The 21,485-nt window shown below is 72.1% G+C and carries 20 protein-coding genes; 11 read left to right on the top strand and 9 right to left on the bottom strand.

Annotated elements, in window-relative coordinates:
* Positions 1–7: 7 nt before the first annotated feature.
* A complete protein-coding gene (gene uppS, locus A6A06_RS21275; protein ID WP_199931035.1) occupies positions 8–790 on the top strand; it encodes a polyprenyl diphosphate synthase in 783 nt (260 codons plus the stop codon).
* On the opposite strand, the gene A6A06_RS21270 is transcribed toward uppS, so the two are convergent.
* The 4 genes from A6A06_RS21270 to A6A06_RS21255 form a co-directional block, all read right to left on the bottom strand.
* Complete coding sequence (locus A6A06_RS21270; RefSeq protein ID WP_199931034.1) at positions 778–1,785, bottom strand: 3-oxoacyl-ACP synthase III family protein; 1,008 nt, start codon at positions 1,783–1,785, stop codon at positions 778–780. The genes uppS and A6A06_RS21270 overlap by 13 nt on opposite strands.
* Positions 1,773–1,964 (bottom strand): hypothetical protein, encoded by a 192-nt coding sequence (locus A6A06_RS43740; RefSeq protein WP_338015940.1) that lies wholly within the window; start codon positions 1,962–1,964, stop codon positions 1,773–1,775. Before A6A06_RS43740 ends, A6A06_RS21270 begins: the two co-directional genes overlap by 13 nt.
* An 84-nt stretch (positions 1,965–2,048) precedes the next feature.
* Entirely contained in the window at positions 2,049–3,017 is a 969-nt protein-coding gene (locus A6A06_RS21260) for a zinc-binding dehydrogenase (RefSeq protein ID WP_073762852.1), read from the bottom strand.
* A 78-nt stretch (positions 3,018–3,095) separates the two neighbouring features.
* Positions 3,096–3,866, bottom strand: a complete 771-nt coding sequence (locus A6A06_RS21255; protein ID WP_073762851.1) for a polyketide synthase — start codon at positions 3,864–3,866, stop codon at positions 3,096–3,098.
* 247 nt (positions 3,867–4,113) lie between these two features.
* Between A6A06_RS21255 and A6A06_RS21250 the strand changes: the two genes are divergently transcribed.
* From A6A06_RS21250 to A6A06_RS21225, 6 genes are all read left to right on the top strand, one after another.
* The gene (locus A6A06_RS21250; protein ID WP_073762850.1) at positions 4,114–5,922 is read left to right on the top strand and encodes a polyketide synthase; all 1,809 of its coding nucleotides are present in this window, start codon (positions 4,114–4,116) and stop codon (positions 5,920–5,922) included.
* A gap of 11 nt (positions 5,923–5,933) precedes the next feature.
* Positions 5,934–6,710: a phosphopantetheine-binding protein gene (locus A6A06_RS21245; RefSeq protein ID WP_073762849.1), complete on the top strand. Its 777-nt coding sequence runs from the start codon at positions 5,934–5,936 to the stop codon at positions 6,708–6,710.
* Positions 6,707–8,017: a beta-ketoacyl synthase N-terminal-like domain-containing protein gene (locus A6A06_RS21240; protein WP_073762848.1), complete on the top strand. Its 1,311-nt coding sequence runs from the start codon at positions 6,707–6,709 to the stop codon at positions 8,015–8,017. Before A6A06_RS21245 ends, A6A06_RS21240 begins: the two co-directional genes overlap by 4 nt.
* Positions 8,014–9,279 carry a hydroxymethylglutaryl-CoA synthase family protein gene (locus A6A06_RS21235; RefSeq protein WP_073762847.1) on the top strand — a complete coding sequence of 422 codons (1,266 nt, stop codon included), beginning with the start codon at positions 8,014–8,016 and terminating at the stop codon, positions 9,277–9,279. The genes A6A06_RS21240 and A6A06_RS21235 overlap by 4 nt, the downstream gene beginning before the upstream one ends.
* A 67-nt stretch (positions 9,280–9,346) precedes the next feature.
* Entirely contained in the window at positions 9,347–10,210 is an 864-nt protein-coding gene (locus A6A06_RS21230) for an ACP S-malonyltransferase (protein ID WP_073762846.1), read from the top strand.
* A gap of 14 nt (positions 10,211–10,224) precedes the next feature.
* Positions 10,225–10,479: an acyl carrier protein gene (locus tag A6A06_RS21225; protein ID WP_073762845.1), complete on the top strand. Its 255-nt coding sequence runs from the start codon at positions 10,225–10,227 to the stop codon at positions 10,477–10,479.
* On the opposite strand, the gene A6A06_RS21220 is transcribed toward A6A06_RS21225, so the two are convergent.
* Both A6A06_RS21220 and A6A06_RS21215 read right to left on the bottom strand, forming a co-directional pair.
* Entirely contained in the window at positions 10,466–11,287 is an 822-nt protein-coding gene (locus A6A06_RS21220; RefSeq protein WP_073762844.1) for an AfsR/SARP family transcriptional regulator, read from the bottom strand. The genes A6A06_RS21225 and A6A06_RS21220 overlap by 14 nt on opposite strands.
* 30 nt (positions 11,288–11,317) lie before the next feature.
* Complete coding sequence (locus A6A06_RS21215; protein WP_199931033.1) at positions 11,318–12,778, bottom strand: B12-binding domain-containing radical SAM protein; 1,461 nt, start codon at positions 12,776–12,778, stop codon at positions 11,318–11,320.
* A 462-nt stretch (positions 12,779–13,240) separates the two neighbouring features.
* Between A6A06_RS21215 and A6A06_RS21210 the strand changes: the two genes are divergently transcribed.
* The 4 genes from A6A06_RS21210 to A6A06_RS21195 all read left to right on the top strand — a co-directional run bounded on the left by A6A06_RS21210 (position 13,241) and on the right by A6A06_RS21195 (position 17,938).
* The gene (locus A6A06_RS21210; RefSeq protein ID WP_073762842.1) at positions 13,241–14,185 is read left to right on the top strand and encodes a TIGR03619 family F420-dependent LLM class oxidoreductase; all 945 of its coding nucleotides are present in this window, start codon (positions 13,241–13,243) and stop codon (positions 14,183–14,185) included.
* A gap of 129 nt (positions 14,186–14,314) precedes the next feature.
* Positions 14,315–16,015 carry an amidohydrolase gene (locus tag A6A06_RS21205; RefSeq protein WP_073762841.1) on the top strand — a complete coding sequence of 567 codons (1,701 nt, stop codon included), beginning with the start codon at positions 14,315–14,317 and terminating at the stop codon, positions 16,013–16,015.
* A complete protein-coding gene (locus A6A06_RS21200; protein WP_073762840.1) occupies positions 16,002–16,403 on the top strand; it encodes a hypothetical protein in 402 nt (133 codons plus the stop codon). Before A6A06_RS21205 ends, A6A06_RS21200 begins: the two co-directional genes overlap by 14 nt.
* Before the next feature lie 32 nt (positions 16,404–16,435).
* A complete protein-coding gene (locus A6A06_RS21195) occupies positions 16,436–17,938 on the top strand; it encodes a sodium:solute symporter family protein (RefSeq protein ID WP_199931032.1) in 1,503 nt (500 codons plus the stop codon).
* Between the two features lie 119 nt (positions 17,939–18,057).
* Here A6A06_RS21195 and A6A06_RS21190 read toward each other — a convergent pair whose 3' ends face one another.
* The 3 genes from A6A06_RS21190 to A6A06_RS21180 are packed head-to-tail and all read right to left on the bottom strand — an operon-like array spanning position 18,058 to position 21,390.
* Complete coding sequence (locus A6A06_RS21190; RefSeq protein WP_073762839.1) at positions 18,058–18,939, bottom strand: fumarylacetoacetate hydrolase family protein; 882 nt, start codon at positions 18,937–18,939, stop codon at positions 18,058–18,060.
* Positions 18,936–19,880, bottom strand: a complete 945-nt coding sequence (locus tag A6A06_RS21185; protein ID WP_073762838.1) for a 3,4-dihydroxyphenylacetate 2,3-dioxygenase — start codon at positions 19,878–19,880, stop codon at positions 18,936–18,938. Before A6A06_RS21185 ends, A6A06_RS21190 begins: the two co-directional genes overlap by 4 nt.
* Positions 19,873–21,390: an aldehyde dehydrogenase gene (locus A6A06_RS21180; RefSeq protein ID WP_199931031.1), complete on the bottom strand. Its 1,518-nt coding sequence runs from the start codon at positions 21,388–21,390 to the stop codon at positions 19,873–19,875. The genes A6A06_RS21185 and A6A06_RS21180 overlap by 8 nt, the downstream gene beginning before the upstream one ends.
* Between the last annotated feature and the right edge of the window lie 95 nt (positions 21,391–21,485).

The following is a 21,485-nucleotide window of genomic DNA, read 5'->3' as shown; positions in this document are numbered from 1 at the left end:
CGGGTGTATGGTGAAGCCCATGCGTCGACTGCTTTATCGGCTTTATGAAAGCCGACTTCAACATCAGTTAACGAAATGGCCAATTCCGCACCACGTCGCCATCATCATGGACGGCAACCGGCGATGGGCGCGACGGGCGGGCCTGGGAAACGCGAGTCTCGGCCATCAGCACGGCGCCGAGCACGTCGAGGAGGTCCTCGGCTGGTGCTCCGCCGCGGGCATCAAGCATGTGACCATCTTCGCCGCCTCCACCGAGAACCTCAGCAACCGCTCGTCGTCCGAGATGGGCTTCCTCATGGACGTGATCGAGCGGGTGGTCGAGGAGCACCTCACCCAGCCGTCCAGCCTGTGGCGCGTGCGCATCGCGGGCAACCTGGACCTGATCCGCGACTCCACGGCGCGCACGCTCAAGTCCGCCGAGGGGACCACCAGCGCCTACGACACCGACCACCACCTCACGGTCGCCATCGGCTACGGCGGCCGGCAGGAACTGATCGACGCCTTCCGCGCCTGGATGGACGCCGAGATCGCGGCGGGCACGCCGGTCGCGGAACTGTCCGACAGGCTCACGGCCGACGGCGTCGCCGGGCATCTGTACACGAGCGGCCAGCCCGACCCCGACCTGGTCATCCGTACGAGCGGCGAGCAGCGGCTGTCCGGGTTCCTGCTGTGGCAGACGGCGTACTCGGAGCTGTACTTCTGCGACATCTACTGGCCGTCCTTCCGGCGCGTCGACTTCCTGCGGGCCCTTCGCGCGTACGCGGCGCGTCAACGGCGTTACGGAGCCTGACCCGTCGGCGTGTGGCGGCACCCCTTCCAGTCGAGCAGCGCGGCGGCCCAGGTCAGCCCGGCCCCGAAAGCGGCCATGCCCACCCGGGTGCCCTGCGGCAGCCGTCCGTCCAGCTGGGCGCGGTGCAGCGACAGCGGGATGGAGGACGCCGACGTGTTGCCGAACTCCCCGACGTACACCACGGTGCGCTCCGCGGGGAACTTCAACTGGCGGAGCACCGACTTGATGATGCGCGCGTTGGCCTGGTGCGGCACGAACAGGTCGACGTCCGCCAGCTCCGCTCCCCGCAGGGCGCAGGCCCGGCGGGCGCTGTCGGCCATGGCGTCGACGGCCCGCTCGTAGACTTCGGCGCCCTCCATGTGCACCGCGTGCCGTGCCCTGTCGACGTACAGGATGTCGCCCAGGGAACCGTCGGCGCCGAGCACGACCGCGGGAGCGCACGCGGCGCAGCAGCGCTCGGCGGAAACGGCTCTGACGACGACCGCGCCGGCCGCGTCCCCGAACAGCGGGGCGGTGAAGCGGTCGTCCGGGTCGATGATCCGCGAGGCCGCGTCGGCGCCGCACACCAGCACGCACGTGCGCCGGCCGGCGTCGATCTGCGCCACCGCCTGGTCCAGGGCGTACAGGAAGCCGCTGCACGCGGCGTTGAGGTCGAGCGCGGGCACGTCGCGCAGGCCGAGGCCGCAGGCCAGTTCGGGGGCCAGGCCGGGAGACACCCGGTCGGAGGTGGCGGTCGCGGCGATGACCAGGTCGATGTCCTCCGGCGCGCAGTCCGCGTCGGCGAGCGCGAGGCGGCTCGCCTCGACCGCCAGCCCGGTCAGTCCCTGGCCCGGTTCGAGCCAGCGCCGTTCCCCGATTCCCGTCCGGCTCGTGATCCACTGGTCGGAGATGCCGAGATACGCGAAGTGGGAATTGCGGATCACGCGGGCCGGCCGTGCGGCACCGACCCCGCTGACCACCGCGACCACGTCGCGTCCCCCGGTCAGGAACCGCACGGGCGGTACAACCGCTCGGGCGCCCCGACCTTGCCGTACCGGCAGGACACCTGGGCCCTGCCGACGGACGCGAGAAAGCGCAGGTAGCGGCGGGCCGTGACGGTGCTCATTCCCGTGCTCTGCGCAACATCCGTGGCGGAAACCTCCTCACGGGTCGGGTTTTCCAACTCGCTGATCACCAGGCTCAGCGTGATCTCCGAAATGCCCTTCGGGGGCGCCCCTGTTCCCACGTCCGAATCCTCCGTACACGACTCCGGTCGAATTCACCAATTCAGAACGATCTTTCCGCCGACGTCGCCCTCGGCCAGCAAGCGGAATCCTTCGGCGCCGTCCTCGGCGGGAAACTCCCGGTAGATGCGGGGCCGCAGGTCGTGGGCCACCATGAACGTCAGCAGGCTGCGCAGTTCCGCCAGGGTTCCGCACATGACGCCGAGCACGCGCAGTTCGTTCCAGAAGATGCGGGTCAGATGCGCGGGCGGCAGCGCTCCGGTCGTCGCCCCCGCCACCACGACGCAGCCGCCCGCCCGTACCGAGCGCAGGCTGTGGGCCCAGGTGTCCCGGCCCACGCTCTCCATCACCGCGTCCACCGGCTCCGGCAGCGGCGCGCCCGGGACGAAGGCCTGGTCGGCGCCCAGTTCCCTGGCGAGATCACGCTTCCATCCGGTACGCGAGGTGGCCCATACGCGGAGTCCGGCCGCCCGTCCCAGCTGGATCAGCGCGGTGGACAGGCCTCCCCCGCTGCCCTGGACGAGCACGGTGCGGCCGGGGAGCAGTTCGGCGCGGGTGAACAGCATCCGGTACGCCGTCAGCCAGGTGCCGGTGATCGCGCCCGCCTCGGTGAAGCTGAGCTGGGGCGGCTTGGCGACCAGCGTGTGCCGGGGCACCGCGACCCGCTCCGCGAAGGTCCCCGGCCGGCCCTCGCCGAGCATCGTCCACGCCGGGTCGCGCACGGGGCAGTCCAGGAACTCCCGGCCGTAGACCATGCCGTGCACGATGACGTCGCGGCCGGTGTCATCCGTTCCGGCGCACTCCACCCCGAGGGTCAGCGGGTACCGGTGGGACGGCACGCCGGAACCGCGCAGGGTCCACAGGTCGTGGTGGTTGAGGCCGGCCGACCGGACCTCCAGCACCGTCCAGTCGTCGTCGGGCGGTTCGGGCTCCGGGCGCTCGCCGAAGCGCAGCGCGGTCAACGGGTCGTCGGGACACGGTCGTTCGGCGTAGACGGCCTTCATGGGCAGCTCCTGTGCTGCTGGGGACCGGGTAGGGGTTCGACGCGCTTGTCGGGGGGAGGCGGCGGGGCGGGTGACGGCTCAGCCGGGTGGCGGGTAGGCCTGCGTGATGCGGGCGGCGACCTCCGGCAGCGCGAAGGTGGCCGCCTGCATCCGCAGTTCGGGGCCGAGGACCTCGTCCGTCGCGCGGCGGAGCCGCGTGCGCAGGTGCCGCTTGAGCAGACGCAGGCTCGTCCGGGGTGCCCGAGCGGTGCGCGCGGCCAGTTCGCGGGCTGTGCTCTCCACGAGGTCGTGGGCCACCACCCGGTAGGGGACGCCGCGTTGCCGCAGGTCCGCGCCGCGGTAGGAACAGCCGGTGAGCAGCATCTCGGTGCCGAGCACCGCACCGAGCCGGGCCGGGAGCAGGGCCGTGGCGCCCACTCCGGGAGTGAATCCGTACGCCATGAAGTTGGCGGCGTACACGGACCGCTCCGACAGGACCGCGAGGTCGGCGTACAGTCCGAGCAGCAGCCCGCCGCCGATCGCGTGGCCGCGGATCGCCGCCACGACGGGGGCCGGGCAGTCCAGCGGCGCGGTGATGCACTCCTCGGCGTCGAGGGTGGACCGCCCCGCGTGGAAGCCGAGCAGTTCGTCCTGTGTGCCGCCGGCGCAGAACACCGCGGGCTCCCCGCTCAGCAGGACGACCCGCGTGGCGGGGTGTGCCGCCGCCTCGTGCAGGGCCGCCGGGAGCCGGGCGCAGAGCCGGGGGGTGATGCGGTTGCGCTCGGCCGGGTCGCAGATGGCCACTCGCGCGACGGGCCGGCCCACCGTCACGCGGACGGGAGAGTCGTCGTCGGCCGGATCGACGGACATACGGCGCTTCCCCCTTCACCGCGACGGACCGCCGGGCATCCGGATCACCCGGTCCGATCACAGTCTCGCGGAGAGCGCCGACAGTGTGACGACAAGATCGGCCGCGGACACCGCGTCCGGTACGGCGTCGCCGTTGTGTCGGCAAGGTGTCGGTGGCCCCGCCCGATACTCGTTGCCGAGCCGCCTGCCCGGAAGCAGCGCGGCCCGTCCGGCCCCTCGACGACCGGGAAGGGACTCTGCGTTGACCATGTTCCGCGAGCCAGACGGACCCGCCGATGCGGCCGGCTCCCCGGCCGGTGAGCCCATCGCCCTGGTGGGGATGGCATGCCGGGTCTCCGGAGCCGACGACCTCATCGAATTCGCCGCCCTGCTCGACCGGGGGGAGGTCCGGTTCGGGCCGGTCCCCGAGGACCGGTTCCCCGGGCTGGACGTCTCGGCGCTGAGAATGACCGACAAGCCCCTCGTGCGGGCCGCCCTGCTGCACCGCATCGACGAGTTCGACGCGGCGTTCTTCGGCATCCGCAACCGCATGGCGGTGGCCATGGACCCGGCCCAGCGCATCCTGCTCGAACTGACCTGGCAGGCGCTGGAACACGCGGCGATCCCGCCGGACCGGCTGGCCGGCGGCGACACCGGCGTCTATGTCGCGGCGGGCGGGTACGACTTCCGGGAACGCGTCGCGGCGGCCGGTATCCGCGACGGGTACACCGGCGTGGGCAATCTGCTCTCGTTCAACGCCAACCGCATCTCGCAGCAGTTCGATCTGCGGGGCCCGAGCATCACGGTGGACACGGCGTGCGCCGGCGGGCTGACGGCGGTCGCGCTCGCGGTGTCCGAACTGCGCTCCGGGACCTGTGACACCGCCGTCGCGGGCTCGTCCAACATCCTCTGTGCCGCGCTGAACGAGGCGGCCTACTTCCAGTCGGGCATGCTCTCGCCGCGCGGCCGCTGCGTTCCGTTCAGCGCCGACGCGGACGGCTATGTCCGCGGCGAGGGCGGGGCGGTGTTCATCCTGCGGCGCCTGGCGGACGCCCGGCGCGACGGCGACCCCGTACAGGCGGTGATCCGGGGTGCCGCGGTCCGGCACGGCGGGCGCACCAAGACCATGACGTCGCCCAGCCTGTCCGCGCAGACGGCGGTCATCTCCCGCGCGTGGCGCGACAGCGGGCTCAGCCCCCGCGCGATGGGGTACCTGGAGGCCCACGGCACCGCGACTCCCGCCGGGGACCCTTTGGAGATCGCCGCCGTGCGCCAGGTGACGGGCCGGGACGACGGAGCCGCGCCCGCGGACGGCGGCGACGCGCAGGACCCGTTGTGGGTCAGCTCGGCGAAGGCCAACGTCGGCCACCTGGAGGCGGCCGCGGGGTGCATCGGCCTGGTCAAGGCGGTGCTCACGCTGCGCAGTGGCCGGGTGTTCCCGATCCCCGGACTGCACGAGATCAATCCCGGCCTGGAGCTCGCCGGGTCGAGCGTGGCGCTGGCGGACCGCCCGGTGGACTGGGCTGCCGCCGGGGGACGGCGGCTGGCCGGTGTGAACGCGTTCGGCATCAGCGGCTCCGTCGCCCACGTCGTGGTCGAGTCGTGGGCGGCGGACGGTGCGGAGAGCGGCGGGGAGGCCGCCGGGACGGCTCCGGTGGCTCTCGCGCTGTCGGCGACCGGCGACGGTACTCTCCGCCGGTCGGCTGCCCTGCTGGCGCGCCAGCTGCCCGGGGCGGCGCTGACCGAGGTCGCGGCGGCGCTCGGGAGCGGCAGGCACCATCTGGACCGGCGCGCCGTGGTGCTCGCGCGGCGTGTGGACGAGGCGCGGGAGGCGTTCGAGGCCCTGTCCGAAGGCCGGTCCCACCCGGCGCTGTCCGACCCGGCGGAACCGCACCCGGACCTGTCCCCCGCGTCGGCGGAGTGGCTCTCCGGCGGGACGTCGGCATGGCCGCCGGACCCCGAGCCGGCGCGGACCCGTGCCGCTCTGGTGACGTGCCCCTTCGATCGCCACCGCTTCTGGATCCCCGGCGAACCCGAACTCAAGGATGCCCCGCCGCCGGACGACGGCCCCCGATGAGAGGAAAAATCGTGTCCCTGCCAAGCAACGGCGACGCTGCCGCCCAGGATGCGCTGCACACGGTCGTGGGCAGCGCGGCCAAGGTGCTCTTCGTCGCTCCGGAGGAGGTCGATCCCGACATCCCGCTCGTCGACCAGGGTCTCGACAGCATCCTCACCGTGGAGCTGCTGGAGTCGCTCAACAGCGTGTTCGACCGCCGGGTCAGGGCCGCCGAGCTGAACGAGCACGCCACTCCCCGTCAACTGGCCTCGTACTACGTCAAGTTGACGGTCGGTACAGACGGCACGGACGCGGAGCCGCCGTTCCTCGCCGTCGTCCGGGAATGCCTCGCCGAGGTTCTGATGACCGACGTCGACGCGGCGACGGACGACACCACGTTCGCCGACCTGGGCATGGACTCGATCCTCAAGGTGGAGCTCATCGTGGTGCTCAACGGCCGGCTGGGCAGGTCGGACGACGAGGCGCTGCTGCGCGAGTACCCGACCCCGGCCCTCTTCGCCGCCTACCTGGCGAGCCGGGCGGACGGGGAGGCGGGGCAGCAGCCGCCCGCCGAGGCGTTCGCGGTCCTGCGGGAGGCCGTACTGGACGTGCTTCCCCAGACCCCGGCGGACGCGGTGACGCCCGAGAACTCGCTGCACCAGCTGGATGCCTCCTCGCTGGACCGGGCCGACATCGTGGCCCAGGCGATGCACCGGCTGGGCGTGCGGGCCCCCGCGGAGAGACTGGCCGCGGCCCAGAACCTCGGTGCCCTCGCGACCGTCCTGGAGCAGTACCGGGAACACGGATGACCGCACACCGCCCACGGACCGTCACCCCCCTGTCCCTGACCGCGGGCGCCGTCCTCACCGGACACGCGGGCGGTCTCGACGACTACGTCAAGGTGCTCGCCGGCACGCGGTCCGCCATCGCCGCTCCCGCCGAGGGGTCCGTGTACGAGCAGGCCGGTGCCGGAGCCGTCGCCTCCCTCGGCGGCTTCGAGCCGTCCGCCTGGGCACGCGACCACCTGGTCCGGGCGCCCCGGTTGCGGGAGCGGCTGACCGCCGTCTCGGCGCGCGGGACGCTGCCCGCGATCACCGCGGCGTGCGTCGCCGCCGCGGCCGTGCACGACGCGGGCCTGTCCCCCCAGGACCTCCAGGACTGCGCGCTGATCGTGGCGGGCGGCAACCTCTCCCCGCGGCATCAGGCGGAGACCGCGGTGACGTTCGCCGAGCGGGGCCACGTGGCACCGTCGTACGCGCTGACGCACATGGACGTCGACGTGGTGGGCACCGTCAGCCAGGTCACGGGAGCCGTGGGCGAGGGCTGGGTGCTCGGCGCGTCGGCGGCCGGCGGCGCGCTGGCCGTGCTCCAGGCGGCCCGTCTGGTGGCTTCCGGGGAGGTGGCGCGCTGCCTGATCGTGGCGCCCGCGACGGAGTACTCGGCCGTGGAGCTGACCGCTCTGCGGCAGGCCGGAGCGCTGGGCGGGGTCGTGCCGCGCCGCGACCCGCGGACGCTGTGCCGCCCGTTCGACCTCGGCCGCACCGGTTTCGTCCCCGGTCAGGGGGCGGCAGCGGTGCTGCTGGAACCCGTCGGGGACGCCGTACGGCGCGGAAGTGAACCGCTCGCGCTGCTCCTCGGCCACGGCCAGGCCCTGGACGGGAGGCGGGCCGCCGACCCGCTGCCCGCGGGACAGCGGACCGCACTGCGCCGGGCCTTGGAACGGGCCGGTGTCGACGCGCGCGACGTCGACTACGTCAACGCCCACGCGGCGGGCACCCGCGTCGGCGACGAGATCGAGGCGCGCTCCCTCGCCGAGTTCTTCGGTACCCGCCCGCTGGTCAACTCCTCGAAGGCCCTCACCGGCCACTGTTTCGGCGCCTCGGGCCTGCTGGAGCTCCTCGCCACGGCGATCCAGCTGCGGGACGGCTTCTGCCACGGCAATCCCCAGCTCACCCGGCCCTGTACGGACGGGCTCACCTTCGCCCCACGGGACACCGTGCAGGCAGACCTCGCCCTGGCCGTCAGTTCCAGCTACGCGTTCTGCGGCATCAGCTGCTCGCTCGTGCTGGCCCGCGCCGGGGCCGGTGCCGGGGCAGGAGAGGACGGCTCGGCATGACGAGGCACGCGGACGAGGTCCGGACGGTCGGCATCGACGCGGTCGGCGTGGACTGCGGTGCGGCCGTGGTCGCGGTGGACGAACTGTGCCGGGGCGACGCGGCACACGACCGCCGGGTGCGCGCCCTGGGCATGGAGGCGCGGGGCGTGGCACTGCCGTGCGACGACCCCGTGGTGTTCGGCGCGACCGCCGGGCGGCGGGTCCTGGAACAGCTGACGCCGGATGAGCGGGAGACCATCGAGCTGCTGGTGTTCGCCACCGAGTGCGGTCTCGACCTGAGCAAGTCGCTCGGCGGAGCGGTACACCGCCTGCTGGGCCTGCCCGGCGCCTGCCGCACCCTGGAGTTCAAGCAGGCCTGCTATTCGGGGACCGCCGCCGTGCAGCTGGCCGCGGCCGTGGTGGCGACGAGTCCACGGCCCGATGCCCGTGCCCTGGTCGTCACCGGGGACATCGGCCACCATCCCCTGCACAGCCTGCCGGAGACCGTCACGGGGGTCGGCGGTGTGGCGGTGCTGGTGTCGGCCGAGCCCCGCATCGCCGCTCTGCGTCCCGGGCTGAGTGGACTGCACAGCGACGACGTGTCCGACACGCTCCGGCCGTCGTACACGCAGGAGGTGATCGACCCCGACCTGTCCCTGCTGAGCTACCTGGAGTGCCTGCGCTCCTGCTGGCAGGACTACTCGGCCAGGTCGCCGGGGGCGGACTTCATGCGGGACTTCGACCTGCTCGCCATGCACACCCCGTTCGCGGCGATGGTCAAGGGCGCGCACCGCACGCTCACCCGCGATGTCGTGGGACTGCCGCCCGCGGAGATCCAGGCCGACTTCGAGCGCCGGGTCGAACCGTCGCTCGCGTATGTGCGCCGCACCGGCAACATGTACACCGGCACCTCCCTGCTGTGCCTGATCAGCGCCGTGGCGCACAGCGGCAGCCGCGAAGCGGCCACCGCGGGGGTGTTCTCCTACGGGTCGGGGTGCTCCGCGGAGTTCTACGGCTGCGACATCGCGCCCGGTGCCGCGGACCGCGTGGCCGGGGGCGGTGTCCGGGAGGCGCTGGACAGCCGCTGCCCGCTGTCCTTCGACGCGTACGCGCGGCTCGCCGGCACCGATGTGCCCGCCGGTGTCCGCGACACGGGCGTCGACCTGGAGGCGGCGCAACCGGTCCTGCGGCACGTGGAGAAGGCGGGCGCGCCCCGGCTGATGCTGACCGGGGTGCAGGACTACCGGCGGCAGTACGCGTGGACGGACGGTTTTCCCCGATGACCGGCGTGCCGACCGCGGCTTCGGAACTGCGGGGCACCGAGCGTCCCGGCCGCCTCGAAGCGCGCACATGACCGAGATCTGGATGTTCCCCGGGCAGGGAAGCCAGCGCGTCGGCATGGGTGCGGGCCGATGGGACGCCGCGCCAAAACTGGTCGCCGCCGCGGACGCCGTCCTCGGTTACTCGGTGCGTGACCTGTGCGAGCACGGACCACGGGAACGGCTGGACGACACGCGCTACGCGCAGCCCGCTCTGTACGTCGTCGGCGCCGTGGCGTGGCGGGCGGCGCTGGACGCCGCCGCACCGCCGCCCGATGTGCTCTGCGGCCACAGCCTCGGCGAGTACAACGCCCTCGAATGCGCGGGAGCGATGGAGTTCACCGACGGGCTGCGGCTGGTGCTCCGCCGCGCCGAGGCCATGGCCGTGGTCACCGGCGGCGGCATGCTGGCGGTGCGGGGCCTCGGCTGGGACGGTCTGCGTCCGCTGCTGGACCCCGTACGCCACCGGGACGTGAGTCTCGCCGTGGTCAACGGGCCACGGCAGTTGGTGCTGGGCGGTCCCGGGCCGCAACTGCGCGATCTGGCAGGGGAACTGACCGCGAGCGGGTTGTGCAGGGTACTGCCGCTGCGGGTGAGCGGCGCGTTCCACACCCGTCTCATGGACGCGGCCGCGCGGGAGTTCGCCTCCGCGGCGGCCGGGCTGCCCTGGGCAGATCCGGCGGTCCCGGTGCTGTCCAATGTGACGGCCCGTCCCCACGACCGGCAGCGGCTGCCGGAACTGCTGGTACGGCACCTGACGCACCCGGTGCTCTGGCACGACACGCTGCGGGAGCTGCACGGCATGCCCGCACCGCACTTCCGCGAGATCGGCGGTGGCACCGCACTGACGGGAATGGTGAGGGCGGCCCGTCCGGCCTCCGCCCCACGGAGCTGACGACAAGGAGAGTCATGGACGCGGACACGTACACCAGGGAGAAGATCGAGGAGCTGGTCGGCGCATGGCTGCGCGAGCTGGAGGTGGAGGGACCGGTCGACTCCGAGGCCCTGCTGCTGGACCTGGGGGTCGACTCGCTGAGCGTCGTGGACTTCAGTCAGCTGCTGCGCCGCGAACTCGGCGTGGAGATCAAGGCCGCGGAGTTCGACCTCTACGCCACCGTGTCGGAGACGGTGACCAAGGTCTGCGAGCAGATCAGGGCGCGGTAGCCGGGGAGGGCAGTTCGATCCGGAGGCGGGTGTCCGCCTCGTCGAGCAGCATGCGCTGGTACAGGGACTGCAGATCCGGGGAGGGTTCGATGCCGTAGTCGCGCACCAGCCTGTTCCGCAGGGACCGGTAGATCTCCATGGCGTCCACCTTGCGGCCCATCCGGCACAGGGCCGTGATCAGGATCATGTTCAGTCCCTCGTCCGCCGACCCGGCCGGCACCTCGGGGTGCAGCCGGGCCACCACGGCCTGCGGACGGCCGGTGCGCAGCTGGGCCTGCGCCCAGGTGCGCAGTGCCAGCGTGCGCAGCTCCTCCCACGACTGTGCGGCGAGGCGGTGGCACTCGCCGTCGACGGCGCCGCCGAACGGCTGCCCCTGCCAGATCGCCAGTGCCTGGTCGACGATCCGGATGGCGGCCTCGGTACGGGTGGAGCTCAGCGCGGTGGCCTCGCGCACCAGCCGTTCGAAGTGCAGGGCGTCCACCCACGAAGGCGAGACGTCGAGCAGATAGCCGCCGCCCACCGTGCACACCTGCAGCGTCCGGCTCCATCCGAGGCGCGTGAGCGTTCTGCGCAGCCGGCCGACGTGCGCCTGGACCGCCTGTTCCGGCTGGAGGGGCGGCGCGCCTCCCCAGAGTTCCTCGACGATGACGCCGGTCGCCACCGGCTGCTCGGCCGACATGGCCAGGAGTTCCAGCAGGCTGCGGCGCAGGGAGGGGCGGGGGCTGCAGGTGGCGCCCGTGGCGGCGGTGAGCAGCGTCGGCCGGAGCAGACAGATGGGGTGCTGGATGCTGTCCTCACGTAACGGCATGGGCCACCTCTCCGAAGGCCGCGGTACGGCTCACAGCTGTCGGCACAGGTCGTCGAGGAGGTCCTGTTCCTGTCGCTCTTCCTGGTCCGTGCCGCCGAGCATGTAGCCTCCGAATTTCATGCCGCTGCCCGCCTCGCCCATTTGGATCACGCCTCGCCCCAGGTCCGTCAGAGCCGCTTCGACATCGGCGAGCCGTACCTCCGTGTTGGTGCGCAGATACAGCTCGGTCAGTTTTCTGGACGGCAGGATCTCGCCGTGCCAGGAACGCACCTCGGGGCTGGAGTTGTAGGCCTCCCAGTACATCCGGGAACCGGGCACGATGGCCGGAGCGGCGACGGATACGGTGGTGATGATGTCCTGGTACTGCTGGGCCAGGGCCAGCCAGTTGTCGACCTCGGAGCGGAGCTGGGCGGTGTCCGTTCCCGGCAGTCCGAGGATTCCGGACACATACAGCCGGTAGTCGAGGTCGCGGGCGAGTTCCAGTGCCTCGTATATGCGGTCGGGGCCCTTGTTGATGCCTTTCGAGTTCTGCTTGAGCAGCTTCGGGTCGAATGCCTCCAGTCCGACGTTCCAGGTGCGGACGAATCCCTGGCAGAGTTTCGCGGAGTGCAGGAATTCGTAGACGAGGCCGTAGGCGAGCATGAAACGCCGGTCCCGCAGGACCGGTGAGGCCGCGCAGGCCTCCGCCAGGTCGTCGAGCAGGGAGAACTGGCCCTGCCACTGGCCCCGGGAGAATCCCAGGGTGGAGTCGCCCGCGGCGTAGACGTTGGCTCCGAGGGTGCCGACGGCCTGCTCCAGAGCGGAGACGGTCTCCCCGATCGCGGCCGTCTTCGGCGTCAGTCCCTGGATCGAGCAGTGTTTGCAGCGGCGCCGGGGTGACTCGCCCCAGTGGCAGCCGCCGTCGATGGCCATCGTGATCATGCGCTGGAGGTCGTAGTGGCCCGCGTACCAGGTCTTGAACGCCTTGTCGTAGTGCTCCACCAGCTGGTCGGAGATCAGGGAGTAGTCCGGCATCCGGCGCCGGTTCAGGGGGTAGGCGGAGGCATCCTGGTGGACGACGGCCCCGCCCCGACGGTAGGCGAGGGACGGCACCCGCTCCTGTTCCAGGTCCCCGCTCAGCGCGTACAGCAGGCCCATCATCGTGAACGGCCCGTTGTTGCCGGTGCCCACGAAGTCGACGAGGCGGCTCCCGTACCGGCCGGTGAGCACCTCCTCGTAGAGGATGGCCGCGTGGTCGTTCCCGAACACGATGACCGCGCCGGGATTCACCAGCTTGATCTCGGCCGCGACGATGAACGCCCACGGCGCGGTGGCGGTGTACACCGTGAAGGCCGCCACGTCCGGCGGGTTCTCGTGGATCTGCTCGCGTATCGACTGCCATCCGGTGTGGCTCATGTCGAGGTAGCGCCACGGTATTTCGGGGAAGCAGATTTCGTGGTACGTGGCCATTTCCACGAGCGAGGAATGAGGGTAGACGGTGCCCTCATTCACGTACCTCTCCTGACTGCCCGCCCCGGCGATCTGCGCACCTCCCCCGGAATGGCTTCCGCGGTGTGCCGTTGTCAGCGGAAGCGCTATGTACCAGACCGACCGGAAGGGCGGACATGAAGCCGGTGATCTGTCGAGCGGAATTTTCCACGAGTAGCGGGGGTCGATTCCGACTTTTTCCCTGACCGGTTCGAGGGACATATCCGCAGCGCAACCTCTCCGTGCGTGGTCGAGGTAAACGTATGGGCAACCAGCGTAAGAGCCTTGATCACCCAGGGGCAAGATTTCGAAGGATACGATCAAATAGGTCATCGCGGGCTCGCGCGGCGGACCGCCACGGCCGCGCCGGCCGTCCGCACCCCGCACGGGCGCGGGGCCGGGTTCGGCACGACCCTTGAAGAAGGCGACGCAGCGGCCTACCGTTTGGGGCCAAACAATACGTCTCGAACGCGGCCGGGAGTCCGGATGACCGAGCCCCACCCCCGTATGACGCTCGTACTGACCGAGAACTGGACCATGACCGGCGGCCGTTGCGACCTCGGCGCCCTGGTGCGCTGGGCCCGCGAGGCGGAGGACGCCGGGTTCGACTCGGTCATGCTCAGCGAACACATCGTGCTCGGCCCGGACTCCGGGGCCAAGGGCCCGATGCCCAACCCGCGCGAATACGCCCTGCCGGGAAATCAGGCCCCGGACACGCCATGGCCCAGCTCCGTCGTCCTGCTCTCCGCCATGGCCGCCGTCACCGAGCGGATCCGGCTCGCCGCCGCGGCCGTGCTGGCGCCGCTGCGCCACCCGCTCCTGCTGGCCAAGGAGCTGGCCACGCTCGACCTGCTGAGCGAGGGGCGGCTCGTCGTCCTTCCGACGGTGAGCTGGAGCGAGGACGAATACGCCGCACTCCAGGTGCCGTTCGACCGGCGCGGCCGGCTGCTCGACGAGCACCTGGCCGCCTGGAAGCTGCTCTGGCAGCCGGGCCCCGCCGCCTTCGAGGGCGAGCACTACCGCTTCCGTGACGCCTGGCTGGAGCCGAAGCCGTACCGGGCGGGCGGCCCGGAGCTGTGGTTCGGCGGTTCGACGCTGCACGATGCGGTACTGCGGCGCCTGGTGACGTACGGCCACGGCTTCAACCCGCTGGGGCGGCCCGCGCCGGGCGAGCTGGAGAAGCTGCGCGCGGCGATGGCGGAGGCCAGGCGCGACATGTCCGGACTGGAGATGGTCGGCGGGACCCGTGCCGTCTTCCCCGACGGAACGTCGGTGGCCGGTCTCGAACAGGCGCTGGAGGCCGTGCCGGAGCAGATGGAGCAGGGCTTCACGACGTTCTGCATCAAGCCGTCGCAGTTCACGGACGACCCGGAGGGGGTCGGGGACTTCTGCCGCGAGGTGATGCGGCGGGTGGAGCGGCTCGCCGGGTGATGCCGTGGCGGCGGGCGATGCGGCGGCGCCGGGTGGCACGGTGGGGAATTCGTGCAGCCCCCTTGCGCCGGGGACAGCCACCGGGCATATGTTTGGGCCCAAACGACAACGGACGGAAAGGGGTCTTCCATGCCCGGACCCGCAGACCTCGTGCTGGTCAACGGCACCGTGCTGACCGTCGACGCCGCGTTCCGCAGCACGCAGGCCGTCGCCGTACGCGACGGCCTGATCGCGGCGACCGGCACCACCGGCGAGATCCGCGCACTCGTCGGGCCCGGTACCGAGGTCGTCGACCTCGAAGGGCGCACCGCACTCCCCGGGATCAACGACTCGCATCTGCACGCCGCCGCCTTCGGCGCCACCCGGCCGCCGCTCGCCCTCGACGTCGCCTCCCCCGCCGTGTCGTCGATCGCCGGCATACGCGAGGCCGTACGCCGCAAAGCCGCCGGGCTCCCGCGGGGCTCCTGGGTCTTCGGCAACGGATGGGACACCGGCTACCTGAAGGAGTGCCTGGCCGAGCCGGGCCGTACCCCACGGCGCCAGGACCTGGACGAGGTGTCGCCGGAGCACCCGGTGCTGCTGTACGAGTTCTCCGGGCACACCTCCTGGCTCAACTCCCGTGCCCTGGAGATCGCCGGCATCACCGCCGCCACACCGGTGCCGCCCGGCGGCGTCATCGAGACCGACGCCGACGGCGCCCCGACGGGCATCCTCCGGGAGGGCGCGCAGGACCTGGTGAACGCGGTGGTCCCGCTGATGGACGACACCGCGCGCGAGGCCGCCGTCCGCTCCGCCATCGCGGTCTGCCACGCCGAGGGCATCACCAGCTTCACCGAGCCGGGCCTCGGCCCCGGGGGCACCTCGCTCTTCCTGGGAGTCGCGGACACCGGGACGCTCAACGTGTACGCCCGCCTGGAGGCGGCCGGGGAACTGCGGGCGCGGGTCAGTGTGCTGCTGCTCCCCCTGGAGATGGGCGGCGCGGCACGGCATCTGCCGGACCGGCTGGCTCAGTTGGAGGGGGTGTGCGCGGCGGCCGATCCGCGGCGGCTGCGCGTCCTCGGCGTCAAGCTGTTCGCCGACGGCATCCCGCCGAGCCGCACGGCCTGGATGCACGAGGAGTACGAGGGCGGCGGGCACGGCAGCCTCTGCCTGCACGGCCACAACGACGTCCAGCGCGTCGGGGAGCTGAACACGATCGTGCGCTACGCCCACGCCGCCGGCCACCAGCTCGGCGTGCACATCACCGGGGACCACGGCATCGACGCGGTCGTCGAAGCCTTCGAAGCGGCACAGGCCGAGTCCCCGCGCCCGGACGCCCGGCACTACGTCATCCACGGCGACTTCGCCTCGGCCCGCTCGCTCGCCACGCTCGCCCGGCACGGCTGGGGCATCAACATGAACCCCGGCGTCAAGGACGCCACCGCGGACGCGATGGACGCGATCGTGGGGCCCGCGCGCTCCGCCTACCAGTGGCCCGTACGCAGCGCCGTGGAGGCCGGGATCCCGGTCACCGCCAGCTCGGACGCGCCCATCACCTACCCCGACTGGCGCCGGGGCGTGGCCTCGATGATGCTGCGGGAGGCGAAGGCGAGCGGACGGCAGAGCGGCCCCGAGCAGTGCGTCGACCGGGAGACCGCGATCCGCGCGTACACCTCGAACGCCGCGTGGCAGGACTTCGCGGAGAGCTGGAAGGGGACGCTGGAGCCCGGCAAGGCGGCCGATCTCTGCGTCGTGGACGGCGATCTCGCGCACGCGGACCCGCACGAGATCGCGTCGATGCCGGTGGCGATGACGGTCTTCGACGGGGAGGTCGTCCATGATGCCCGGTGACCGGATGCCCGGTGGCCGGACGTCCGGTAGCAGGAAGCCCGGTGACGAAGCGGTCGGTGACCGCAAGCCCGTCGGCGTGCCACCCGGTGCGGGGAGGCCGCAGCCGTCGCGGCCGTCCGTCCAGCCGTACTCCGGAGCGCTGTCCGGGCGCTTCGCCCGCTGGGCCGTCGCCCTCTCCCCGCGGCGGAAGTGGGCGCTGTTCGGCTGCTGGTTCACACTCGATGCCGTACTGGCGCTGGCACCGCCGGTGTACTGGGCCGCGGGCGATCCGCGGTTCCAGGGCGGAATCCCGTTGTCCTTCTGCTACTTCCTCGCCCTCGGCGCGCACATCTCGGCCGGCGTCATCGCGCTGTACGGCGTCGAGGCGGCCCGCGGCGAGATCGACTGACACCTCCTCGGACCGGAGAGGGGCTCGCCCCAGTGAATGTGTTCCTCGGCTACGGCATGGTGGTGCTCTTCTTCTGCGGAGTACTCCTCACGCTGTACGTGCACCGCAGGCGCGACGCCGACTTCACCGACTACGCCGTAGGCGGGCGCAGCTTCGGCAGCGGCTATCAGACCATGTCCGTCCTCAACACCTGGTTTCCCGGCTCGGTCTTCATCGCCGACGCCGGTCTGGCGGCGCGCAGCGGCGTGATCGGCTTCCATCTGCTGGTCTACGGCCTGTTCGCGTACCTGCTGATGTACCTGATGTCCCGGCGCGTGTGGATGTGGGGGGAACGGTACGGGCTGCGCACCCAGTCGGACCTGTTCGGGCTGCGCTACGGCGGGACGTCGTCGCGCACCGTGCCCGCGCTGATCCAGGTCCTGGTCAACTTCCCGATGACCGTGCTCGGGATGCAGGCCATGGGGCTGATCTTCTACTACATCTCCTTCGGTCACCTCAGCTACTCCCAGTCGGTGCTCGCGGGCGTGCTGGTGCTGGTGGCCCGCCAGTTCTGGACCGTGCGCATGGGCATGCGCGGAGTGGTCGTCACGGACTTCTACCAGGGCATGATCGCGTACGTCTTCGGGTCGGTCCTGCTGGTGGGGCTCATCGTCTATCTGGCCGTGCACGGCCACGGGTTCGCGCGGCTGCCGCTGGAGCGGCTGACGCTGCCCGTGAGCGGCGGCGGCAGCGGCGGGCTCTACCTCTTCGCGCTGACCTTCACCGGCTCGGTGGGCGGCTGGTGCCTGTCGGGAATGTTCGTCCGGCTCTTCACCGCGGACGGGGTACGGAGCGTCAAGCGCTCCGCCGTGTTCGTCATGCCCGCCTCGCTCGTCTTCGCCGGGCTGCTGCTGACCGCCGCCCTGCTGTCCGGGACGCTGCCCGGCGTCTCCGACGACCCCGACCGCGCCCTGTTCACCCTGGCCCAGCACATCGGCGGCCCGTGGGTCGTCATCGCGATAGCGCTGTGCATCCTGGCCGCCCAGATCGGCATGGCGGACGGGGTGCTCCAGTCCGTGGGCACGCTCATCGCCAACGATCTGGTCGCGGTGTACCGGCCGATGAACGACAAGGGGCGGCTGCTGGCGGCGAAGATCTCCATCGCCGTCTACACGGTGGCCTCCGCGCTGGTCGCCAACATCGGGCTCGGCAACCTCATCACGCTGTCGATCATGGCGTACCAGGGAGTGGTGCAGCTCGCCGTCCCGCAGTTCCTCGGACTCTTCTGGAAGCGCGGCAACCGGACCGGCACGGTCGCCGGGACGGTGGCCGGCTTCGTCACCGCCGCCGGGCTCTCGGCGGTCTACCCCACCTCCATCCCCTGGCTGAGCGGCCTGACCTCGGGGATCGTGGGACTGGCCGTCAACCTCACGGTGTACGTCGCCTGCGCGTACCTCCTCCCGCAGACCACGACGGAGCAGCAGCGGGTCGCCGGGCTGTTCGCCGCCACGGCCGTGTCCGCCGACCGCGTCCGGCAGAACTCAGTGGCCGGGTGACGTGGGGCCCGGCGCGGGAACGCCGGACCCCACGGCCGGACCAGGCTCAACGCCAGGATGCCCGCCGACAGGGCCCGGCCATACGAGAAGTTACGGGCCGCCGCCGACCTCGTACCGCTCTAGGACCGCCGGGGAGGCCGGATGCCGCGGTGCTCCCAGTCGCCGCCGAAGGCCGTGGACAGGACTTCCTCCGAGGCTGTCGGCTGGGCTCCGCAGTCGTTCCGGACGGGCGTCGGGCCCGCCACGATGTGGTTGGTCAGCCGGCCCAGGCCCTCCGCCTCGACCTCCACGACGTCGCCCGGCCGGACGGGGCGCGAGTGGGCGGGGGTGCCCGTGAGGAGGACGTCGCCGGGGACGAGGGTGATGGTCCGGGCGATGTCGGCGACGAGGTAGTGCATGTCCCACGTCATCTCGTCGGTCGAACCGTCCTGCATCAGCTGCCCGTTGACGTACGTACGCAGGTACTTGCCGCGGAAGTCCCACCCGGTCACCAGCCCGGGGCCGAGGGGGCAGAGCGTGTCGGAACCCTTGACGCGCAGCATCGAACCGGCGTCGGTGTCACGGAAGTCGTGCAGGCCGTAGTCGTTCGCGACGGTGTAGCCCGCGATGCAGTGCCCGGCGTCGTCCGGCGCGACGTTGCGGCACTCGCGGCCGATGACGAGCGCGATCTCGCCCTCGTAGTTGAGGTACCGGCAGCCTTCGGGGCGGACCACCGCGCCCCCGTGCGCGTTGAGCGCGGAGACGGGCTTGTGGAAGAACGTGGGCGCGGACGGCAGCGAGATCTGGAACTCCTCCACCCTGCTGCGGTGGTTGAGGTGTACGGCGATCACCTTCGACGGCTGTACGGGCGGCAGGTGCAGGGCGTCGGCCGCCTTCACGCGGCGGCCGTCGCCTGCCAGCAGTTCGTCGCCGTCCCGCACGACGTGGACGGCGGTGCCGTCGAGCAGGATGCGGCGGTATTCGCGGGTCCCGTCCTCGCCTGGGCTGTGCGTCGTGTTCATGACGCCTCCATCCTGGTCACGGGCCTGGTCACGGACCTGGTCACGGGGCGCCCCTCTCGGGCCCAGCCTGCCGCCGGGCGGTCGAACCACAGGTGGATCTGTCCCGTACCGATCGAGTTCTCGTACGCGCTGCAAGCGCGCGCGGGCGCGGTCAGGCGCTCCTCGCCCAGCGCGCCCGCCATCATCAGGTAGTGCCCGAAGCCCGCCTCGGGCCGGTGGGCGGCGAACTCCGGCATGGTGCGCAGCACGCGCGCGTGGTCACCCTGCAGAAACCACGCGATCCGCTCCTCGTCGGCGGCACGCGCCGCGGGGGTGCGGAGGTGCACGGGGTCGCTCGCTTCGTGGTCGCGCAGTTCGCGCAGGGGCCAGAAGGTGTGGGAGAGCGCGCCGGAGGCGATCAGCACCACCTTGCGGTCCGGCAGGGCGGCGATGCCGTCGGCGAGCGCGCGGCCGAGCCGGAGGTGGTCCTCGGCGTCCCCGGTCTGGCACACGCCGACGGAGACCCACCGCTTGTCGGGCAGCCCCTGCCCCAGGTACGTCCAGAGGTTGACGGTGGCGTAGTGGACCGGCAGGCAGGGATCGTCGATCGGGGTGATCCAGGTGCCGTGCCGGTCCGCGAACGTGGCGGTGGCGCGGGCGAGTTCGGGGTCGCCGGGGAAGTCGTAGGGCATACGGCACATGCCGCGCGGCAGTTCGTCCGAGGTGTAGAGCCCGGCCCTCCTGTCCTGCGCGGCGATGACGAACTCGACGGTGGTCGCCCAGTGCGAGTCCAGGACGACGACCGTGTCGTAGTCGAGCGTCTCGAAGACGTCCCGGCGCAGTCGGCGCAGACCGGGTACGAGGCTGACCTCGCGGCCCGCGTTCAGCTCCCGGCGGCCCGCTTCGGGCAGGACGATGGTGGGGACGTGGGCGAGGAGACCGGCCCCGACGATCTCACCCATGGCGCTGCCACCCCTTCGGTGCCGTGACGGTGTTCTTCACATCGCAGTAGAAGTCGAAGCTCCAGTCGCCGCCCTCGCGCCCCAGGCCGGACTCGCGGGAGCCGCCGAAGGGCGCGGCGAGGTCGCGGACGAAGAAGCAGTTGACCCAGACCGTCCCGGCGACGAGCCGCGCGCCGACGCGGTCCGCGCGCTCGCGGTCGCCGGTGACGAGGGTGGCGGCCAGTCCGTAGCGGGTGTCGTTGGCGAGGGCCACGGCCTCGTCCTCGGTGCGGAAGCTCTGGAGGGTGAGCACGGGGCCGAAGACCTCCTCCTGCACGATCTCCGAGTCCTGCGCGACGTCGGTCAGCAGCGTCGGCCGGTAGTAGGTGCCGCCGGTCCGCTCGTTCAGCTCGGTGTGCGGGCCGCCGCCGAGGATCGCGGTGGCGCCGTCCGCCAGGGCCCGCCGGACGAAGCCGTCGACCCGCTCCAGGTGCCGGGGGTGGATGGTGGGGCCGATGCCGGTGGACTCCTCGCGCGGGTCCCCCTGGACGAGGGCGCGGGCCCGGTCGGTGAAGCGCTCCAGGAAGGCGTCCCGTACGGAGTCCTCGACGAGCAGCCGGGTCGCGGCCAGACATACCTGGCCCGCGTTGTCGTACTGCTCGACGGCCAGGTCGGCGGCCAGGTCGAGGTCGGCGTCGGCGAAGACGAGCAGCGGGGACTTGCCGCCGAGTTCGAAGCTGGTGGGGACCAGGTTCGCGGCCGCGGCGCGGGCGATGTGCCGCGCCGTGGGCACGGACCCCGTGAAGCTGACGCGGCGCACGCGCGCGTCGGACACCAGGGGTGCGCCGGCCTCGTCCCCGTACCCCTGGAGGACGTTGAGGACCCCTGGGGGCAGCCCCGCCCCGGCGGCGATGTCCGCGAAGAGCGAGGCGGTGAGCGGGGACCATTCGGCGGGCTTGAGGATCACCGGGTCACCGGCGGCCAGCGCGGGGCCGATCTTCCATGTGGCCAGCATCAGCGGCGCGTTCCACGGTGTGACGAGCGCGGCGGGGCCGGCCGGGTCCCAGGTCACGTGGTTGGTGTGGCCGCGCGTCGCGAAGTCGTCGTGGCCGAGGGCGAGCAGGCGGTCGGCGAAGAAGCGGAGGTTGTGCGCCGCGCGGGGCATCACGCCGTGCCGGTGCGAGCGCAGCAGCGCGCCGTTGTCCGCGGTCTCGACGGCGGCGAGGTCTTCGAGGCGCGCCTCGACGCCGTCCGCGACGGCGTGCAGCAGCCGGGCGCGCTCCCGGTGCGGGGTAGCGGCCCAGCCGGGGAACGCGTCGTGGGCCGCGGCGACGGCCGCCTGTGCCTCCTCGGCACCGCCCCGCGCGATCTCGGCGAGCGGCGCTCCGTCGATGGGTGAGCGGTCGGTGAAGGTGCCTGCGGAGGCGACGCGTTCGCCGCCGATCCAGTGGCGGGTGTCGACCGTGACTCCGGCCACCGTGGCGGTGCTGTCGGCGGTCAAGGAGCCCGGTGCGGGCGCGGGGAGAGCCATCACAGCCTCCATTTCGTTTGAGGCCAAACAAAATAGGCGGCGCCGCTCCGGGTGGTCAACCCCTTCCCCGACGGCCCCCTGCGGCTATCATTTGA

This window comes from Streptomyces sp. CB02923 (assembly GCF_001905005.1).
Classification (GTDB): Bacteria; Actinomycetota; Actinomycetes; order Streptomycetales; family Streptomycetaceae; genus Streptomyces.
Note: the sequence above shows the minus strand (reverse complement) of the source record. Positions and strands in the feature narration are given on the sequence as shown.

Coding starts and splice junctions, on each gene's coding strand:
- A6A06_RS21200 (WP_073762840.1), top strand. CDS start 16,002: ATGATGCCCGGTGACCGGATGCCCGGTGGCCGGACGTCCGGTAGCAGG.
- A6A06_RS21240 (WP_073762848.1), top strand. CDS start 6,707: ATGACCGCACACCGCCCACGGACCGTCACCCCCCTGTCCCTGACCGCG.
- A6A06_RS21205 (WP_073762841.1), top strand. CDS start 14,315: ATGCCCGGACCCGCAGACCTCGTGCTGGTCAACGGCACCGTGCTGACC.
- A6A06_RS21190 (WP_073762839.1), bottom strand. CDS start 18,939: ATGAACACGACGCACAGCCCAGGCGAGGACGGGACCCGCGAATACCGC.
- A6A06_RS21225 (WP_073762845.1), top strand. CDS start 10,225: ATGGACGCGGACACGTACACCAGGGAGAAGATCGAGGAGCTGGTCGGC.
- A6A06_RS21230 (WP_073762846.1), top strand. CDS start 9,347: ATGACCGAGATCTGGATGTTCCCCGGGCAGGGAAGCCAGCGCGTCGGC.
- A6A06_RS21235 (WP_073762847.1), top strand. CDS start 8,014: ATGACGAGGCACGCGGACGAGGTCCGGACGGTCGGCATCGACGCGGTC.
- A6A06_RS21180 (WP_199931031.1), bottom strand. CDS start 21,390: ATGGCTCTCCCCGCGCCCGCACCGGGCTCCTTGACCGCCGACAGCACC.
- A6A06_RS21260 (WP_073762852.1), bottom strand. CDS start 3,017: ATGAAGGCCGTCTACGCCGAACGACCGTGTCCCGACGACCCGTTGACC.
- uppS (WP_199931035.1), top strand. CDS start 8: ATGGTGAAGCCCATGCGTCGACTGCTTTATCGGCTTTATGAAAGCCGA.
- A6A06_RS21210 (WP_073762842.1), top strand. CDS start 13,241: ATGACCGAGCCCCACCCCCGTATGACGCTCGTACTGACCGAGAACTGG.
- A6A06_RS21255 (WP_073762851.1), bottom strand. CDS start 3,866: ATGTCCGTCGATCCGGCCGACGACGACTCTCCCGTCCGCGTGACGGTG.
- A6A06_RS21250 (WP_073762850.1), top strand. CDS start 4,114: ATGTTCCGCGAGCCAGACGGACCCGCCGATGCGGCCGGCTCCCCGGCC.
- A6A06_RS21220 (WP_073762844.1), bottom strand. CDS start 11,287: ATGCCGTTACGTGAGGACAGCATCCAGCACCCCATCTGTCTGCTCCGG.
- A6A06_RS21185 (WP_073762838.1), bottom strand. CDS start 19,880: ATGGGTGAGATCGTCGGGGCCGGTCTCCTCGCCCACGTCCCCACCATC.